The following is a 16,930-nucleotide window of genomic DNA, read 5'->3' as shown; positions in this document are numbered from 1 at the left end:
ATGAATGTGGGAGGTGTTCGGATAAAGTCGATAATCAAGGCTTTGAAAAAATTATTGATTCCCTTGACACAATATAGTGAAAAAGGGCCTTGCTCGTGTTATAATAGGTTATAAGCGTGTCAAGGCTCTTTCCGTCATGGAAAGGAGCATGACGAAATGCCAAGAAAAGAACGAGATGAAAAAAGACGGGACAACAAAGGCCGCCTTTTGAAGTCTGGAGAGAGCCAGCGATCAGATGGAAGATACGCTTACAAATACATTGACACCTTTGGAGAAACCCAGTTTGTTTACTCATGGAAGTTAGTACCTACCGACAAAGTACCTGCCGGGAAACGGCCCTGTCTTTCCCTGCGCGAGAAGATCAAGCAGATACAGAAAGACCTTGACGACGGGATAGACACCATCGGCAAGAAAATGACCGTGTGCCAGCTTTATGAAAAGTACACCCGGCAGCGCGGGAATGTGCGGAAAGGAACCCAAAAGAGCCGCCAGCAGTTAATGAAACTTCTGTCCGAAGATAAGCTGGGCGCGGCCAGCATTGACAGCGTGAAGCTGTCCGACGCAAAAGAATGGGCCTTGCGTATGCAGGAAAAGGGCGTTGCCTACAACACCATCTGCAACAGCAAGCGTTCCTTAAAAGCCATCTTTTATATGGCCGTACAGGACGATTGCCTCCGCAAGAATCCTTTTGACTTCCAGATCAATGAGGTTATCAACGACGATACCGTACCAAAGGTGCCGCTTACCCCTACACAGGAAAACGAGCTTTTGGACTTCATGCAGAACGATCCTGTCTATGCCAAGTATTATGACGAGGTGGTGATCCTGCTGGAAACCGGGCTTCGTATTTCCGAACTCTGCGGCCTGACGCCAGCCGACCTGAATTTTGAGAAGCGCTTTGTGAATGTAGACCACCAGCTTTTGAGAAGCACCGAGGACGGCTACTATATCGAAGCGCCAAAAACAGAAAGCGGATTCCGTCAAGTGCCGATGAGCGCAGCCGCCTATGAAGCGTTTGAGCGCGTGTTGAAGAAGCGCAGGGACGGCAGGTGCATTAAGGTTGATGGTTATAAGGACTTCCTGTTCCTGAACCGGGATGGCCTGCCCAAAACCGCCGTCAACTATGACGCCATGTTCAAGTGCCTTGCCAAGAAGTACAACAAGTGCCACAAGGAGCCGCTGCCCGATGTGATGACGCCGCACACCATGCGGCATACATTCTGTACCAGAATGGCAAACGCGGGCATGAACCCCAAAGCATTGCAGTACATCATGGGACACGCCAACATTGTAATGACGCTGAACTATTACGCCCACGCTACTTTCCATTCCGCACAGGAGGAAATGGAACGGCTGCAAGCCAAGGCAAAAACCACCACAGAGGCCAAGCCGGAAACTGCGGCGGAAAACGCCGAGGAAACCAAGGCGGCATAAGTAGTACGCAGAATTTACTACTACTTTTACTACTTTTGAGAGTGAAAACATGAGGGGTAATAAAAAGATTTGTGAGGTTCTTCCGATATGAAAAGTGCCGGAAAAGCCCGAAGTAACGGGCTATACCGGCATATAAGAACATCTAAAGAGATAATTAGAAATCTATTAAATTATTCAATTAACAATCGAGTTGATACAAAAGTCGGCACTTAATGTTGACGAGGCAAAAGATATTTTCAGATCGAAGAGATACTTTAATCTAAAAGAAAGACAATATGCTGAAAACATTTTTAGAAATGCACTCTATATCATAAATCACGTCTCATATGGAGTTAAATACACGTTCAACTCCATAGATCTGCCCTATGATTATTATTCGACACCAGAAATAATGAAATCGCTTGCAGATACCTTGCATAATCCGTTTATTTCCTTCTATGAAACTGCCTTTCTTAAGCGTATTCAGAGGGAAAAAATCGAGTTTATTGGGATTTCGGTGAGCGGCTGTTTCCAATTGATTTCTGCAGTTACGTTAGCGAAACTGATTAAGGAAGAATGTCCATCTGTTAAACACGTCTCATTGGGCGGCAATTACATTACTCGTTTAGCAGATGACTGCATGAAAGAATGGCATCCCTTTTTTGAATACATTGATTCGATAATGATGTATGACGGCGAAGAGCCGCTTGCACGTCTTCTTGAGGCTCTTGACTCTGGTGATGACAATCTCGACTGTGTTCCAAACCTTTGCCATGCTAAAGGTGGAAAGATATATAAAAACCATCGGATTGAGCAAACATTTATCAACGATACAGTTCCCGATTTCGATGGCTTCGCCCTTTCTAAATACTTCATGCCTGAGTTAATATTGCCGGTTTATTCCTCTAGGCAGTGTTTTAATCATTGCGCCTTCTGCACCATTCCCGGTGCTACCGGTGGTTGTTACCGAAAGATGCCTATATCGAGAGTATTTGAAATAATGTGTCGGTTAAATGAAAAATACGGCACGAGAGTTTTCTCTTTTGTGGATGAAACATTCGAAGGCAAAAGAATGGAGCAACTCGCGGATGAAATAAACGCATCGGGAAAAACGTTTTTCTGGCATGGAGAAACGAGGTTCTCTCCAACCCTAAGTACAGAAGTTTTTAACAAGATATACCAAAGTGGATGTAGGCAGATTCAGTTTGGCCTCGAGTCATACAACCAAAGAGTTCTTGATCTAATGAAGAAGAACACGAGAGTTGATTGGATTGATCGCAATATCCATGATTGTCTCAATGCGGGTATTCCTGTTCATCTATTTTTTATGATTGGCTTTCCGACCGAAACTAAAGAAGAGGCTCTGAACACCTTAGCTTATACAGAGAATGTTTTGAATTATTCAAAACAGGTATGTGGTGTTCCATATTCCACGAGAGGATTTACGAATTTTGGTCTCGTTATGGGGTCGGATGTTTGGAATCATCCCGATAAGTATGGTGTCTCTGTAATGCCGAAGTCCCAATATGAGGATTTGCGCCTCGAAGTGGATTATGTTTCAGGCACTGGTTTAACTTTAAATGAAGCAAAATCCTTATCTGATGAGCATCATATTGATTTTTATATGCAAGAGGTCATAAACGGTAGCGACACAATTGACTTGCCCCAGCGCCTTCATATTTCAGAGGTGACCTGGATCCTAGATTCTATTCACGCTGTCAGGTATAAGGGACATTTGACCAAAGTAAAGCGACGGCTAACTAGTCTAAATCCAGCTGATCGAATCTGGCTGGATTCCAAGACCTCTGTCGTGCTCGTTGAGCCATTTGCCTACTTCTATAATTCTGAATACCATCATGTCTATGCTGTTTCCCAGTTGGTATACCTTAAGTTGGCCCGTTTATTGGAGGCCGATTGTAGCATTTCTCTTATTCTTGATCAGGGCGACCTCGAGCTGACAAGGGCGATAGAAGAACTGTTGCATTATGGATTGCTGAATACAAATATCGATGCCGATTATGTAATGCACGATAATGGTTTTCAATTGGTTAAAAGTTCGTTTGTTAAAGAAGTCGGACGCTCAAAAGAGGGGTTAAGAGTACTGCTGAGTTGTGCCACCCATAGAATGTGTGCGGTTAATGATTTTTCGTTCGCTTTGCTTTCGTTGTTTGAAAAGCCGATTACTAAGAACGAGGTGTGCGACATTTTGAAAAAAGAGGGACTATCGGCAAGCGAGGAGCAATTAAACAAGTTGGTTGATAATTGCATGAAAGCAGATATACTACAATTGATTAGATAGAGGAGGTTTCTACATGGACGTTATTAACAAAGATCTCTTGGAGCAACTGAAAGAGTCTCAGGAAGAGGGCGTCGTGGTAGAAGTGTTCGACTTTGAGGACTACATGGATAAATTCTGCCATTAGTTTCGGAATTTACTTGCCTCGCTTAAAGGAGAAGTCGATTATCGATTTCTCCTTTTTTAATTAAAGATATTTTTGGAATACATGCTCTTAGCACAGGTTGGCGTCTCAGTAAACTGGGAGGTTGCTTTGGCTAGTTAGAGATATGTGAACGTCCGTTAGACTGAATCTCAGGGTAGAAGGGGCCTCCAGTGTCCAGATCAACAAGGCAATGCTGCGTTTCGGCTAATAAGAACGATGGCTTTTTGCGTGTGGCGGCGGCGTCGCCGCAGATTCGCGTCGCCGATGTCGAGGGCAATGTCGAGGTTGCGCTGGCGGCTGTTCGCGATGCTGCCGAGCGCGGCGTTCATGCTCTGGTGCTGCCCGAGCTTAACCTGACCGGCTATACCGCGGCCGACCTGTTCCATAATCGCACACTGCTGCATGTCTGCGAGGCTGCTCTGGCGCATATCCTCGATGAAACCCGTGAGTTGCCGGTCGTCTTTACCATCGGTCTTCCCGTCGCGGTGGCCGAAAACATCTACAATTGCGCCGCCGTGTGCTGTGCGGGCGAGCTTTTGGGCCTTACGGCCAAAAAGTACTTGCCCAACTACGGAGAGTTTTATGAGCGCCGCTGGTTTGCTCCGGCGCCGGCCGATCCCGTGTGGATTGAATTTGCTGGTCAGGGTCCGGTGCCGCTTGGCTCGGAGCTTGTCTACCGCTGCTGCGATGAAGGTGCCGAGGATCTGGTGCTGGGTGTCGAGGTGTGCGAGGACCTGTGGGTACCGGCGCCCCCCTCGACCGAGATGGCGCTTGCTGGCGCGACGGTGATCCTCAACCCGTCGGCCTCGGACGAGATTATCGGCAAGGCGGATTACCGCCGCAGCCTCATCTCCAACCAGAGTGCGCGCCTGTACTGCGCCTATGCCTACGCGGATGCGAGTGAGGGCGAATCTACGACCGACATGGTCTTTGCGGGCGAGAACCTGATCTACGAAAACGGCTCTAAGCTGGCCGCCACCAAACTGCTTACCTGCGACATGGCGGTTGCCGATGTCGACCTCGATCGTCTGGTTGCCGAGCGCCGTCGCTCGACGACGTGGACGCGCGCGGACGATGCGCCGGAGGCCACGACCGTTGAGTTCTCTTTTGAGGGCGTGTTGGCCGAAGAGCCTGTCCTGCGCGATGCACTCGGCATCGACCGTGTCTTCCCCCGCGCACCCTTTGTTCCGGCCGACCATGGTGACCTGGCCGAGCGTTGCGAGACCATCCTCGACCTGCAGACCGCGGGCCTCAAGACCCGTCTTGCCCATACGGGTACCAAGGCGGCTGTCATCGGTCTTTCAGGCGGTCTGGACTCCACGCTGGCGCTGCTTGTGACCGTGCGTGCCTTCGATGCGCTGGGGCTGCCGCGCACGGGTATCACGGCGGTTTCCATGCCAGGCTTTGGCACGACGCATCGCACTAAGTCGAATGCCGAGTCGCTCGCTCGCGACCTTGGCGTGAGCTTCCGCGAGGTTTCGATCAACGCGGCCGTGGAGCAGCACTTCAAGGACATTGAGCACGATCCGGCCGTGCAGGACGTGACCTACGAGAACAGCCAGGCCCGCGAGCGTACGCAGATTCTGATGGATCTGGCCAATCAGGCCGGCGGTTTTGTCATCGGCACGGGTGACCTGTCGGAGCTGGCGCTCGGCTGGGCTACCTACAACGGCGACCACATGAGCATGTACGCCGTCAATGCGAGCGTGCCCAAGACGCTTGTGCGCCATCTGGTGCGCTATGCCGCTGATGTTTTTGGCGGGCGTATTGCCGAGGTCTTGCTCGATATCCTCGATACGCCGGTGTCCCCCGAGCTTCTGCCGCCCACGGGCGACGGCGAGATTGCGCAGAAGACCGAGGATTTGGTGGGCCCGTACGAGCTGCACGACTACTTCCTCTACTACCTGCTGCGTTTTGGCTTTGAGCCGGGCAAGATCTACCGCATGGCGCTCAAGAGCTTCGAGGGCGTCTACGACGTCAAGACCATTCACACGTGGCTACGCACGTTCTACCGTCGCTTCTTTGCCCAGCAGTTTAAGCGCAGCTGCCTGCCCGATGGCCCCAAGGTGGGCTCGGTCACGCTCAGCCCGCGCGGCGATTGGCGCATGCCGAGTGACGCCAGCTCGCGCCTGTGGCTCGCCCAGATTGACGCGCTCAATCCGATGGACTAAGGTTGCCAAATTGAACCAAAACAGCGGGTGCAAGCGTTACACTTTTGCAATCTGATGGCCCGTATCGCGCGGCGCTCTTGTCGGAGCGCCGCGTTTTTCATATCGAAAGGTGGCACCATGCAGGCATCGCAGCGTCTCGACCGCTTTGGCGCGGAGGTCTTCGCCTCGCTCAACAACAAACTTCTCGCGCTGAAGGCTCAGGGCAAGACCATTTACAACATGAGCGTGGGCACGCCCGACTTTAAGCCGTACGACCATGTGGTCGAGGCGCTCACGCATGCAGCCCAAGATCCCGAGATGTGGAAGTATGCCCTGCGCGACCTGCCCGAACTCAAGCAAGCCGTGTGCGATTACTATGAGCGTCGCTTTGGTGTCTCCGGCATTACGCCGTCTATGGTGCAGTCGTGCAACGGCACGCAGGAGGGCGTGGGCCATTTGGGCCTGGCCCTGCTCGATCCGGGTGACACCATTTTGGTTCCCGATCCGTGCTACCCGGTCTTTGAGGCGGGCGCCAAAATCGCCGATGCCAAGCTCGAGTACTATCCGTTGGTCGCCGAGCATAATTACCTGCCCTATGTGGCGGGTATCGATCCCGAGGTGGCCGATCGTGCCAAGTATATGATCGTGTCGCTGCCCGCAAACCCGGTCGGCTCGGTGGGCACGCCCGAGGTCTACGAGGAGATCATCGCTTTCGCCCGCGAGCACGACCTGCTCATCGTCCATGACAACGCGTACTCCGACATCGTGTTCGACGGCGAGCCGGGCGGCAGCTTCTTGCAGTATCCCGGTGCGCTTGAGGTGGGCGTGGAGTTCTTCTCGCTTTCCAAGTCGTTTAACGTCACCGGTGCGCGTATCGGCTTTTTGGTCGGCCGCGAGGACGTGGTCTCTGCCTTTGCCAAGCTGCGCGGCCAGATCGACTTTGGCATGTTCTTCCCGATCCAGAAGGCTGCTATCGCCTGCCTGAACGGTCCGCGCGATGAGGTCGAGGCGCAGCGTCTGAAGTACCAGGAGCGCCGCGATGCCCTGTGCGACGGTCTTGAGGGCCTGGGCTGGGAGCGTCCCAACGCGCATGGCTCTATGTTTGTGTGGGCCAAGCTTCCCGGTGGTCGCACCGATTCCATGGCGTTTTGCGAGGAGCTCATGGAGAAGGCCGGCGTTGTGGTGACGCCGGGCGCGAGCTTTGGTCCTTCGGGCGAGGGGCACGTGCGCATGGCGCTGGTCTTGCCGCCCGACCAGATTGCTTTGGCTGTCGAGGCCATTCGCGAGGCGGGCCTGTATTAGAAAGGTATTTCGACTCGTCAATAGCTCGAAACCGATTTCGTGCAGTTATTTTACGATTTCTGCAAACAATTTCGGTAAACGGTCGATTTTTGGCTGCGAATAGGAGCATAATCAAAGTCCCGATTGGATGTATTGGGATTACGGCAAGCCGCTCGGGTCGTTCCCGGGCGGCTTGCTTGTGGAGAGAGATGGGAGTTTCTAATGGTTAACGAGAAGAAGGTCGCTATTGTCGGCTGCGGTTTCGTTGGTTCGTCTTCGGCGTTCGCGCTGATGCAGAGTGGTCTGTTCTCCGAGATGGTCCTCATCGACGTGGACAAGAACCGCGCCGAGGGTGAGGCCCTGGATATCGCGCACGGCATGACGTTTGCCGAGCCGATGAAGATCTACGCCGGCGATTATTCCGATGTCGCCGACGCCGCCATGATCGTCGTCACCGCTGGCGCTGCCCAGAAGCCCGGTGAGACTCGCCTGGACCTGGTCAACAAGAACGTCAGCATCTTTAAGTCCATTATCCCCGAGATTAAGAAGTCCGGCTTCGACGGCATTCTGCTCATCGTCTCCAACCCGGTCGATGTTCTGACCTACGCCGCCATCAAGATGTCCGGCCTGCCCGAGGGCCACGTCATCGGTTCCGGTACCGTGCTCGACACCGGCCGTCTGCAGCAGATGCTTGGTGCCCATGTCGAGGTCGACCCGCGCGATGTCCAGGCTTATGTCATGGGTGAGCACGGCGATTCCGAGTTTGTCGCTTGGTCCAGCGCTCAGGTTGCCGGCGTTCCGCTGAACACCTTCTGCGAGCTTCACGGTCATCTGGAGCATGAGGCTGCCGAGAAGCGCATCGCCGAGGACGTCAAGAACTCCGCCTACACCATCATCGAGAAGAAGCACGCCACCTACTATGGCGTCGCCATGGCCGTCAAACGCATCTGCACTGCCGTCATGCGTGACGAGCAGACCGTTCTGCCCGTTTCCTCGCTCATGGTTGGCGAGTACGGCCTGTCCGATCTTGCCATCTCCATGCCGACCGTCGTTGGCCGCGACGGCGTTGTCTGCCGCGTCCCCGTGCCGCTGAACGATGACGAGCAGCACGAGCTCACCGCCTCCGCCAAGGCCCTCAAGGACATCATCGACAGCGTCGACTTCTCCTGCTAAATCAAGCTCGCTAAAGCGAAAAGCTACAATGAAGGCGTCCGAGCCCACACGGCCCGGGCGCCTTTTTGGTGCAAAGTAACCTGACCCCAATGCACCATAGTTGACGGGAGGGCCATGTCGGATTCGCCTAATTTTTTGACCTATGCCCAGACGGCGTTTGACCCGTTTGAGGAACGGCCGTTCTGCGCGGTGGATAGCCTGGTCTTTGCGTGGTTGTCCTATTTGCGTTTGCCGGGTGATATGGCGGAGCTGACGAACTGGCAGGGCCTAGACGTACGCGAGCTGCTGCGTGCCGAGTGCTACTGGGACATGATTGGCGACCTGTGGGACCCAGAGGGGAGCAGGGCCTTGTTGGAGGCCGTGGCAGCAAGCCCTCGCTACCGTGGCGTGCACGTTTGCGGCTATCGTGCCGTGAGCGATGTGGTGGCGACAGAGCAGTTTGCAGCCATGGCGTTCCGGTTTCCGGCGGGGTTTAGTTATCTTTCCTTCCGGGGGACCGACAGCACGATTGTGGGCTGGAAAGAGGACTTTAACATGGCATTCCGGTGTCCTGTGCCGGCCCAGGAATCCGCGGCGCGTTATGTGGACGAGGCGGCGGATGCGATTGACGGGCCGCTTTTGTGCGGAGGTCATTCCAAGGGTGGAAACCTTGCGGTGTACGGTGCGACGATGTGCTCCGATGTTGCCCGTGAGCGAATCGAACGGGTGTATTCCCATGATGGTCCGGGCTTCGTCGAGGAGTTTCTGAACGGCAACGCCTTTGCCGATCTTTCCGGTCGAATCGACAAGACGCTACCTCGGTCGTCGATCTTTGGCATGATGTTTGAGACGCAGGAGGACTATGCCATCGTTGAGAGCACCGAGTTCAGCCTGCTGCAGCACAATCCCTTTAGCTGGGTGGTTGATGGTCGTGACTTCGTGTACTGTGAGCGCCTGTCCGCCGGTGCTCGATACGTTGATGGCTCCATTCGCGAGATGCTGCTTGCAGTGGGGCCTGCCGAGCGCGAGCGTTTTGTAGATGCATTGTTCTCCGTGTTTGAGGCTACGGGTGCTGAGCGGTTTGCGGATATCGCTGGGAATCTGCGCGAGAGCCTGCCCGTGATGCTCCAGACTGCGCAAGGTTTCGACAAGGATACACGACGCTTTGTCTCGCAGACCATCGTGGCAATCCTTAAGTGCGCACTGCTGCCCAAACGACCCCAGATCGACATGTCCGCTGCCGGTAAGAGTCTGGCAGAACAGCTCGAGGCTTGGCAGTCCGAGCTCCTGCGCTAGCCATTGGTGCAAAGCAAACTGTCCCAGATGCACCAATCATCGATGCGCTCGGGGAGGGCTCGACCGCTATACTGGTTCGTGCCGAAATCGATCTAGAACGGAATGCCGTATATGAAAATCAATCACGCGATTCTGCATATCCTGGACTTTGACTCTGCCGTCAACGTCATGAGCCAGCGCGAGCTCGATATCGAGAGTCGTACCGTGCGCAACTTCGTGACCACGCATCTGCGCCGCGCACGTACCTCGGCCGACAATAAACGCGCCACGTTTGCCGAGAACTCTGCGTTTGGCGGCGAGCTCAAGGGCTATTTCTTTGGCGAGCGCGAGTTCGTGGACCTGTCGCAGCAGATTGCAGAGTTTATCTCCTCCGAGCTCACCAAAGCCGAGAAAGCCGAGTCCACCGACGTGCTCGTGGCTGATTTTGACGACGATGAGGATGCCCGCTGGTTTGCCGTGATGCTGCTGGGCTCCAAGCAGGCTTTTATGCACGAAGTGGGCCGCGAGGAGGGAGAGGTGCGCAACGACATCGCGCGCCACTACGCCATTCTGCCGAACCCCTCGCAAAAGGTGCCGAGCTATGCCATCGTGCGCGCGAGTACCATGGAGATCGGCTACGTGGACAAGAAGCGCAAGATTGCCGGCGAGGACCGTATGCTTATCCCCGATGGCCTGCTGCAGTGCGACACGGGCGTATCGGGCAAGGAGGTCATCGACACCGTGACGCGTGTGGTCGAGGAAGTCGCCGAGGAGCACGGTGCCAATACGGCCGTAGCGCTCGCTAAGGTTAAGGCTGCCGTTGCCGAGAAGGTCGAGGATGACGAGGAGCTTCCGCCTTGGGATATCGTCGATGAGGTCTTTGAGGACGAACCGGTCATCAAGGAGAGCGTACGTGCGGCGCTGACCGAAGAGAAGGTGCCCGAGCGTGTGCCCGTGGAGCGCAAGCAGGTCGAGCGTGCGGCCGTGCGCAACCACAAGATTCGTACCGACACGGGCATCGAGATCAGCTTTCCGGCCGAGATGGGCTCGAACTCCGAGTACATCGAGTTCGTCAACGAACCCAACGGCCTCATCTCCATCGAGCTCAAAAACATCGGCAGCATCGAGAACCGATAAACTGCTCTTGGACGCTGCAGAAAAACAAAGGCCGAAGCCTCGGATGAGGGCTTCGGCCTTTTTACTTGGGGCTTAATTACGCTACTGGTTGAGCATAAGTCAGCGAAAACGCCCCAGAGCGAGCAAGGTGACGTGAAAGAGGAGGGCATTGACCTTTTGGTCATGCCCGACGATTGAACGTCAGATTGCCGCTCTGGGGCGTTTGCAGCGTCGGCTAGTTACGCGGTTTGGTAAAACCGCGTAACCCTACAGTTGACGTAAGCCCTCTTCCAGGCCGGTCTTGCTGTCGGTCTTCTCGTCGCGCATCTTGATGACGCGGGCGGGGACACCGGCCACGACGGCGCCGGCGGGGACGTCCTCGACGCACACGGCGCCGGCGGCAACGACGGCGCCCTTGCCTACGTGCACGCCCTCCAGGACCACGGCGTTGGCGCCGATCATGACATCGTCCTCGATGATGACGGGCGTGGCGCTGGCGGGCTCTACGACGCCTGCCAACACGGTGCCGGCGCCGATGTGGCAGTTCTTACCCACGGTGGCGCGGCCGCCCAGCACGGCGCCCATATCGATCATGGAGCCTTCGCCGATGACGGAGCCGATGTTGATGATGGCACCCATCATGATGACGGCGCGATCGCCGATCTCGACGCGGTCGCGGATGATTGCGCCCGGCTCGATGCGGGCGTTGATGCCCTTGAGGTCGAGCATGGGCACGGCGGAGTTGCGGCAGTCGTTCTCTACGTCGTAGTAGTCGATGGAATCGGCATTGGCGACCAGGATGGTCTTAAGCTCATCCCAGTCACCAAAGACGGTCTTGCCGCGACGACCGCCGTAGACGTGCGCATTGCCCCACTGGACCTTCATGCCCGGCTTTTCGCGCACGTATAGTTTGACGGGCGTTTTCTTGGGCGCGGTGGCGATGTAGTTGATAATCCCCTGTGCATCCATCTCGGCTGCGTTACTCATATGCTGTTTCTCCTTTTCGTGGATACGGTTGATACCTGGTTAGGCAAACATGACCTGGTCGAACGTATAGAAGCCGGGTTCGCGGGTGATGAGCTTCTGGGCGGCGGCCAGGGCCCCGTTGACAAAGATCTGGCGGCTCGTGGCACGGTGTGTGAGCGTGACCTCCTCGTCCTGGCCAAAGAAACTCACCTCGTGCACGCCGGCGACAGTGCCACCGCGCAGCGAGTGCATGCCGATCTCCTTGGGGTCGCGTGCACCGCACATGCCCTCGCGGCCATAGACGGGGTGGTAACCTGCCTCGGGCTCGGCTTCGACGACGGCATCGAGCAGCAACTTGGCAGTGCCGCTGGGGGCGTCGACCTTTTGGTTATGGTGCGTCTCGACGATTTCGCAGTCAAAGCCGGGCAGCTCGCGTGTGGCCTGTGCTACCAGATGGCGCAGGGCTGCGATACCGATGGAGTAATTGCCGGAGTGCATGACGCGGGCGTTCTGACCCAGCTCGCGCAGGCGATCCATCTGATCGGGTGTGTAGCCCGTGGTGCCCGAGACCAACGCGGCACCCGTGCGCTCGACATAGGCGACGACGGCGTCGAAGGTCACGACGTTCGAGAAGTCGATGATGACGTCGGCTGCCGGGGCGTTTTCAAGCTCGGACAAGTCGAAACCGATCTGGGCTACGATGTCGAAAACGGGCTGACCGGCGGCGTCGACAACGCCCTCGGCGGTGGTGCGGATGAGCGAGCCCATACGGCCCGTTCCCATAATGACGGTCTTAATCAAGCAGACCAGCTCCCTTCAGAGCGTCGGTAAGTGCGGCACGTGTGTCGTTGGCCATGGGGCACAGCGGCATGCGGTAGTTTGCCTCGATCATACCCATCTGAGCGAGCGCTTCCTTGACGGGGATGGGGTTGACCTCGCTAAAGAGGGCGTTGATGAACGGCTGGCCGGCAATCTGGATATCGCGGGCGCGCTCCACGTCACCGTCCAGATAGGCGCGGCACATGTCGTGCACGAGCTGCGGCTGAACATCGGCCCACACGCTGATGGTGCCCGAGGCACCCAGGCTCATGAGCGGCACGGCGAGCGCGTCCTCGCCCGAGTACATGCGGAAGTCGTCGGACAGCAGGTGGGCGATCTTGGCCGCGTAGGCGACGTTGCCCGAGGCCTCCTTGATGCCCATGATGTTGGGGTGCGCAGCCAGGCGCTCCACGTTGCGCTCGCTGATGCCGCAGCCGCAGCGGCCGGGGATGTTGTACAGGATGCAGGGGATGTCCACCGCGTCGGCAACGGTCTTAAAGTGCTGGTAGATGCCCTCTTCGTTGGACTTGTTGTAGTAGGGGGTGATGAGCAGCAGGCCGTCGGCACCCAGGCCTTGGTAGGTGAGCGACTTGGTAAGCATGGTCTGCGTGGAGTTGGAACCCGAGCCGGCGATGACGGGGACGCGGCCCGCAACCTGCTTGACCACTGCGGCGACGACGGAGTTGTCCTCGTCATCGGTCATTGTGGCGCTCTCGCCGGTGGTGCCCAGGGTGAGGATGGCGTCGGTGCCGTTTTGCAGGTGGAAATCGATAAGGCGCTCGAGTGCGTCAAAGTCGACGCTGCCGTCCTTTTTAAACGGCGTAACAAGGGCGACGATTGAGCCCTCGAGGTTGCGGATATCCATGTTCTTCTCCTTCGCTTCCGCGATCTGGATGCGCTTATTCCATTGGGCGGCGACGGCCAAGCGCTCGTCCTGAGCGCGATGGCGAGCACTTTCGGCGCGCGACTTGGCCAGCAGCTCTCGGCCGCACGGCAGCACATCGAGTGTGGCAAAATAATCGCCCGGGCGCTCGGCGCGGCGGATGAGGTCGGCCGAGCCGTCGGGGCGCAGCAGCACCTCGGCGGAGCGCAGACGGCCGTTGTAGTTGTAGCCCATGGAGTAGCCATGCGCGCCGGTATCGTGGATCACGAGCAAGTCGCCCATGTCGATCCGCGGTAGCTCGCGGTCGATGGCGAACTTGTCATTGTTCTCACACAGATTGCCCGTGATGTCGTAGGTGTCCGTAACGGGTGCTGCGGTCTTGTCGGCGCCACCCGGCTGTCCCATCACCGTAATGTGGTGGTAAGCGCCATACATGGCAGGACGGATCAGATCGACGGCGCTTGCGTCCACGCCGATATAGTCCTTGTAGATCTGCTTTTCGTGGATGGCCTTGGTCACCAGGCAGCCGTAGGGGCCCATCATAAAGCGACCCATCTCGGTGCAAATCGCCACATCGCCCATGCCGGCGGGAACCAAGATCTCGTCGTAGGCCGCGTGTACGCCCTCGCCGATGGCACGGATGTCGTTAGCCTGCTGCTCGGGCAGGTAGGGGATACCCACACCGCCGGACAGATTGATAAAGGCGACATGTGCGCCCGTTTCACGCTCCAGGCGCACGGCAAGCTCAAAGAGGATGCGCGCAAGCTTGGGGTAGTAGTCGTTGGTGACGGTGTTGCTGGCAAGGAATGCGTGGATGCCAAAGTCCTCGGCGCCCTTGGCCTTGAGCATGCGGAAGGCCTCGAAGAGCTGCTCGGTGGTCATGCCGTATTTGGAGTCGCCGGGGTTATCCATGATGCCGTTGGAGAGCTGGAATAGGCCGCCCGGATTAAAGCGGCAGCTGACCGTCTTGGGGATGGGTCCCGCAACGCGCTCAAAGAACTCGATGTGGCTGATGTCGTCAAAGTTGACGATGGCACCCAGCTTGTCGGCGAGCTCAAAGTCCGCCGCCGGTGTGTCGTTGGACGAGAACATGATGTCGTGTCCGGTGATGCCCAGCGAGCGGGCGATCATGAGCTCGGTATAGCTCGAGCAATCGCAGCCGCAGCCGTATTCGTTGAGAATGGAGATGAGTGCCGGGTTGGGGTTGGCCTTGACGGCAAAGTATTCCTTAAAGCCCGGGTTCCATGCAAAGGCGTCGCGCACTTCTTGCATGTTGCGGCGGATGCCCGCCTCGTCGTATAGATGAAACGGCGTGGGGAACTGCTCGACGATATGCTCGAGCGTCTCCTTGTCCACAAACGGCTGCTTGGCCGCATATGCCTCGTTGGGAGTCAATGACATGTCCCGTAAACCTCGCTATCCAGACGGCGCTACCTGCGCATCGAATCCGCATAGCGTGGACCCAATGTCCGGATAGCGCTCCCGCATTGCTGCAGACAGTCCTGCGGGTGTTTCCCGCAGGCCCACCAGGCTGTTCGTGCCCGAAAAACCCAGTTCGGCGGGTTTCGCCTCCCCGCGGGGTCAAAGCCTGCCGGCTCGCCCGCGGCTCTTCGTGCCCGCGCCTCTATCAAGTGGTAACGACCCTACCACGTTGCACTTTACCAAACAAGAGTATTTGTATATAACGTTTAAAAAATGCAGGGATATGCTGGAAATAAGGGTGTAGCAATCTTGCGGCACAATAGATAGCAGCCGACGCGCACCTACGAAAGGAACCAATATGGCCGAGCTCCAAGAACTCCGTCGCTACCGCCGCGACTTGCACAGGATCCCGGAGCTCGACTTCGATCTTCCGCAGACGATCGCCTATATCGAGGGCGTGTTGGCACCGCTCACCTGCGATGTGACCCATCCGTGTCCCAGCTGCGTCTGCGCTTTCTTCGATGCCGGCACGGGCGCCGTGCATGCCACGGCGATTCGCGCCGACATGGACGCCCTGCCCATCGCGGAGGCAACGGGCGCGACCTTTGCCTCGACGCATCCCGGTAAGATGCATGCGTGCGGTCACGACGGTCACATGGCCATGGTGCTTGCCGCCGCGACGTATGTCGATCGTACGATTCGTGAGCAGCCGGGTGCCATCAAGCGCAACGTGCTCTTTGTGTTTCAGCCGGCCGAGGAGACGACCGGTGGCGCCAAGACGGTATGCGAGAGTGGTGTGTTCGAGCGCTATGGGGCCGACCGCATTTTTGGCTTCCATGTGTGGCCCGATCTGCCTGCCGGCACGTTGGCGAGTTGTTCCGGTCCGCTGCTGGCGCGTTCGAGCGAGACGCATATCCATATTCACGGTACGAGCATCCACATCGCTAAGACCTATGGTGTGCCGGTCGGGGAGTCGCACGATGCCGCGTTGGCGGCAGCAAAGTTTTTGGTTGCCGAGCGCGAGCTGATGGACGAGCTGGGCACCGACGAGCCCTGTATCGGTAAGTTTGGTCTGCTGCAGGCCGGTACGGTTTGTAACGCGGTGGCGGGGGAGGCCCATGTGGCCGGAAGCCTGCGTGTGTTTACGGACGACATGTTCGACCGTGCACGCGAGGGTGTGTGCCGCGTGCTTGATGAGGCATGCGCTGCAACGGGCTGCACGTACGATCTAGACTTTGCCGAGGGCTATCCGCCGGTCGACAACGACCCCGAGTTATTTGCCCGAATCGCGCCTGCTCTGCCCGAGTTACAGCTCGTGGACGAGCCGCTGCTGATTGCCGAGGATTTCGCGTTCTATCAGCGCCATCTGCCGGGCGTGTTTTTCTTGCTGGGCACGGGCGTGCCAGAGGACCAAGACAACCCGAGTGATTCGGATGGCTGCCCCGCCTATGCCATGAGCGCCCTGCATACTGATACCATGCTCTTTGACGAGGAAATCCTACTCAAGGGCCTCGATGTCTACAAACGATTGCTTGTGATGGAGTGACGATGAGGCGACGTCGGCAATCTGCCGTATATAGTCCGGGTGGATGCGGGTGTGGTTTGCTGCTACTTCCGGTCATTGCTGTGAGCATTGGCGTGATGTTTGTGCTTGCTGGGCTGGCTGCGGCGGCACTCGTACTGTTTATCACTGCCATCGGCGTGACGATTTGGCTCTGCCGCAATCGCGGGCAACGCCGTGCCGACGGTAAAACCAATGCCGGCTGGGTCGTATTCCTGATCATTGCGTACCCGCTGAGTGTCAGCTACCTGGTGTTCTTTGCCCTGTTGATGATCAGTGCCTTTACCGGGAAATCCGTCACGGTGGGTTGATGCGCTGCCAGCAGACGGTCACGCAAAGTGCGTTTGCTCGGCGTCTGGATAGCTGCATTGGCCGTTTACCGCAACCTTAGCTCTCAGCTAATGAATTCAAATTCAATCCTTCCTACGATGTGCTGTGTGCCGGCACGGTA

Annotated in this window: 12 protein-coding genes and 1 riboswitch; of the genes, 9 read left to right on the top strand and 3 right to left on the bottom strand. The window is 56.7% G+C overall.

Annotated features, from left to right (window positions below; all coding sequences use genetic code 11):
• Positions 1–156 precede the first annotated feature (156 nt).
• The 7 genes from DXD56_RS04780 to DXD56_RS04750 all read left to right on the top strand — a co-directional run bounded on the left by DXD56_RS04780 (position 157) and on the right by DXD56_RS04750 (position 10,849).
• The gene (locus tag DXD56_RS04780) at positions 157–1,434 is read left to right on the top strand and encodes a tyrosine-type recombinase/integrase (protein WP_071441245.1); all 1,278 of its coding nucleotides are present in this window, start codon (positions 157–159) and stop codon (positions 1,432–1,434) included.
• Positions 1,435–1,825: 391 nt separating this feature from the next.
• Positions 1,826–3,712, top strand: coding sequence for a radical SAM protein (locus tag DXD56_RS04775; RefSeq protein WP_117640361.1), 1,887 nt, complete (start codon positions 1,826–1,828; stop codon positions 3,710–3,712).
• A 312-nt stretch (positions 3,713–4,024) separates the two neighbouring features.
• Positions 4,025–6,025 carry an NAD(+) synthase gene (locus DXD56_RS04770; RefSeq protein WP_117640360.1) on the top strand — a complete coding sequence of 667 codons (2,001 nt, stop codon included), beginning with the start codon at positions 4,025–4,027 and terminating at the stop codon, positions 6,023–6,025.
• Between the two features lie 117 nt (positions 6,026–6,142).
• Positions 6,143–7,306, top strand: a complete 1,164-nt coding sequence (locus DXD56_RS04765; RefSeq protein WP_117640359.1) for a pyridoxal phosphate-dependent aminotransferase — start codon at positions 6,143–6,145, stop codon at positions 7,304–7,306.
• Positions 7,307–7,507: 201 nt separating this feature from the next.
• A complete protein-coding gene (locus DXD56_RS04760) occupies positions 7,508–8,458 on the top strand; it encodes an L-lactate dehydrogenase (protein WP_089573042.1) in 951 nt (316 codons plus the stop codon).
• A gap of 114 nt (positions 8,459–8,572) precedes the next feature.
• Positions 8,573–9,733: an Mbeg1-like protein gene (locus DXD56_RS04755; protein ID WP_117640358.1), complete on the top strand. Its 1,161-nt coding sequence runs from the start codon at positions 8,573–8,575 to the stop codon at positions 9,731–9,733.
• 111 nt (positions 9,734–9,844) lie between these two features.
• Positions 9,845–10,849 carry a nucleoid-associated protein gene (locus tag DXD56_RS04750; protein WP_022094136.1) on the top strand — a complete coding sequence of 335 codons (1,005 nt, stop codon included), beginning with the start codon at positions 9,845–9,847 and terminating at the stop codon, positions 10,847–10,849.
• 246 nt (positions 10,850–11,095) lie between these two features.
• Here DXD56_RS04750 and dapD read toward each other — a convergent pair whose 3' ends face one another.
• The 3 genes from dapD to dapA are packed head-to-tail and all read right to left on the bottom strand — an operon-like array spanning position 11,096 to position 14,897.
• The gene (dapD, locus tag DXD56_RS04745) at positions 11,096–11,815 is read right to left on the bottom strand and encodes a 2,3,4,5-tetrahydropyridine-2,6-dicarboxylate N-acetyltransferase (RefSeq protein WP_117640357.1); all 720 of its coding nucleotides are present in this window, start codon (positions 11,813–11,815) and stop codon (positions 11,096–11,098) included.
• 39 nt (positions 11,816–11,854) lie between these two features.
• A complete protein-coding gene (gene dapB, locus DXD56_RS04740) occupies positions 11,855–12,595 on the bottom strand; it encodes a 4-hydroxy-tetrahydrodipicolinate reductase (protein WP_199411544.1) in 741 nt (246 codons plus the stop codon).
• Positions 12,588–14,897, bottom strand: coding sequence for a 4-hydroxy-tetrahydrodipicolinate synthase (gene dapA / locus DXD56_RS10190; protein ID WP_117640356.1), 2,310 nt, complete (start codon positions 14,895–14,897; stop codon positions 12,588–12,590). Before dapA ends, dapB begins: the two co-directional genes overlap by 8 nt.
• Positions 14,898–14,962: 65 nt before the next feature.
• Positions 14,963–15,131, bottom strand: a riboswitch (Lysine riboswitch).
• A gap of 145 nt (positions 15,132–15,276) precedes the next feature.
• Here dapA and DXD56_RS04730 point away from each other — a divergent pair.
• Positions 15,277–16,464, top strand: coding sequence for an N-acetyldiaminopimelate deacetylase (locus DXD56_RS04730; protein WP_117640355.1), 1,188 nt, complete (start codon positions 15,277–15,279; stop codon positions 16,462–16,464).
• Between the two features lie 56 nt (positions 16,465–16,520).
• Positions 16,521–16,790, top strand: a complete 270-nt coding sequence (locus DXD56_RS04725) for a hypothetical protein (protein WP_117640354.1) — start codon at positions 16,521–16,523, stop codon at positions 16,788–16,790.
• Positions 16,791–16,930 lie beyond the last annotated feature (140 nt).

Source organism: Collinsella sp. TM06-3 (assembly GCF_003436395.1).
Lineage (GTDB): Bacteria > Actinomycetota > Coriobacteriia > Coriobacteriales > Coriobacteriaceae > Collinsella.
The sequence above is the reverse complement of the archived record's forward strand: the minus strand, read 5'-3'. Positions and strand labels throughout refer to the sequence as shown.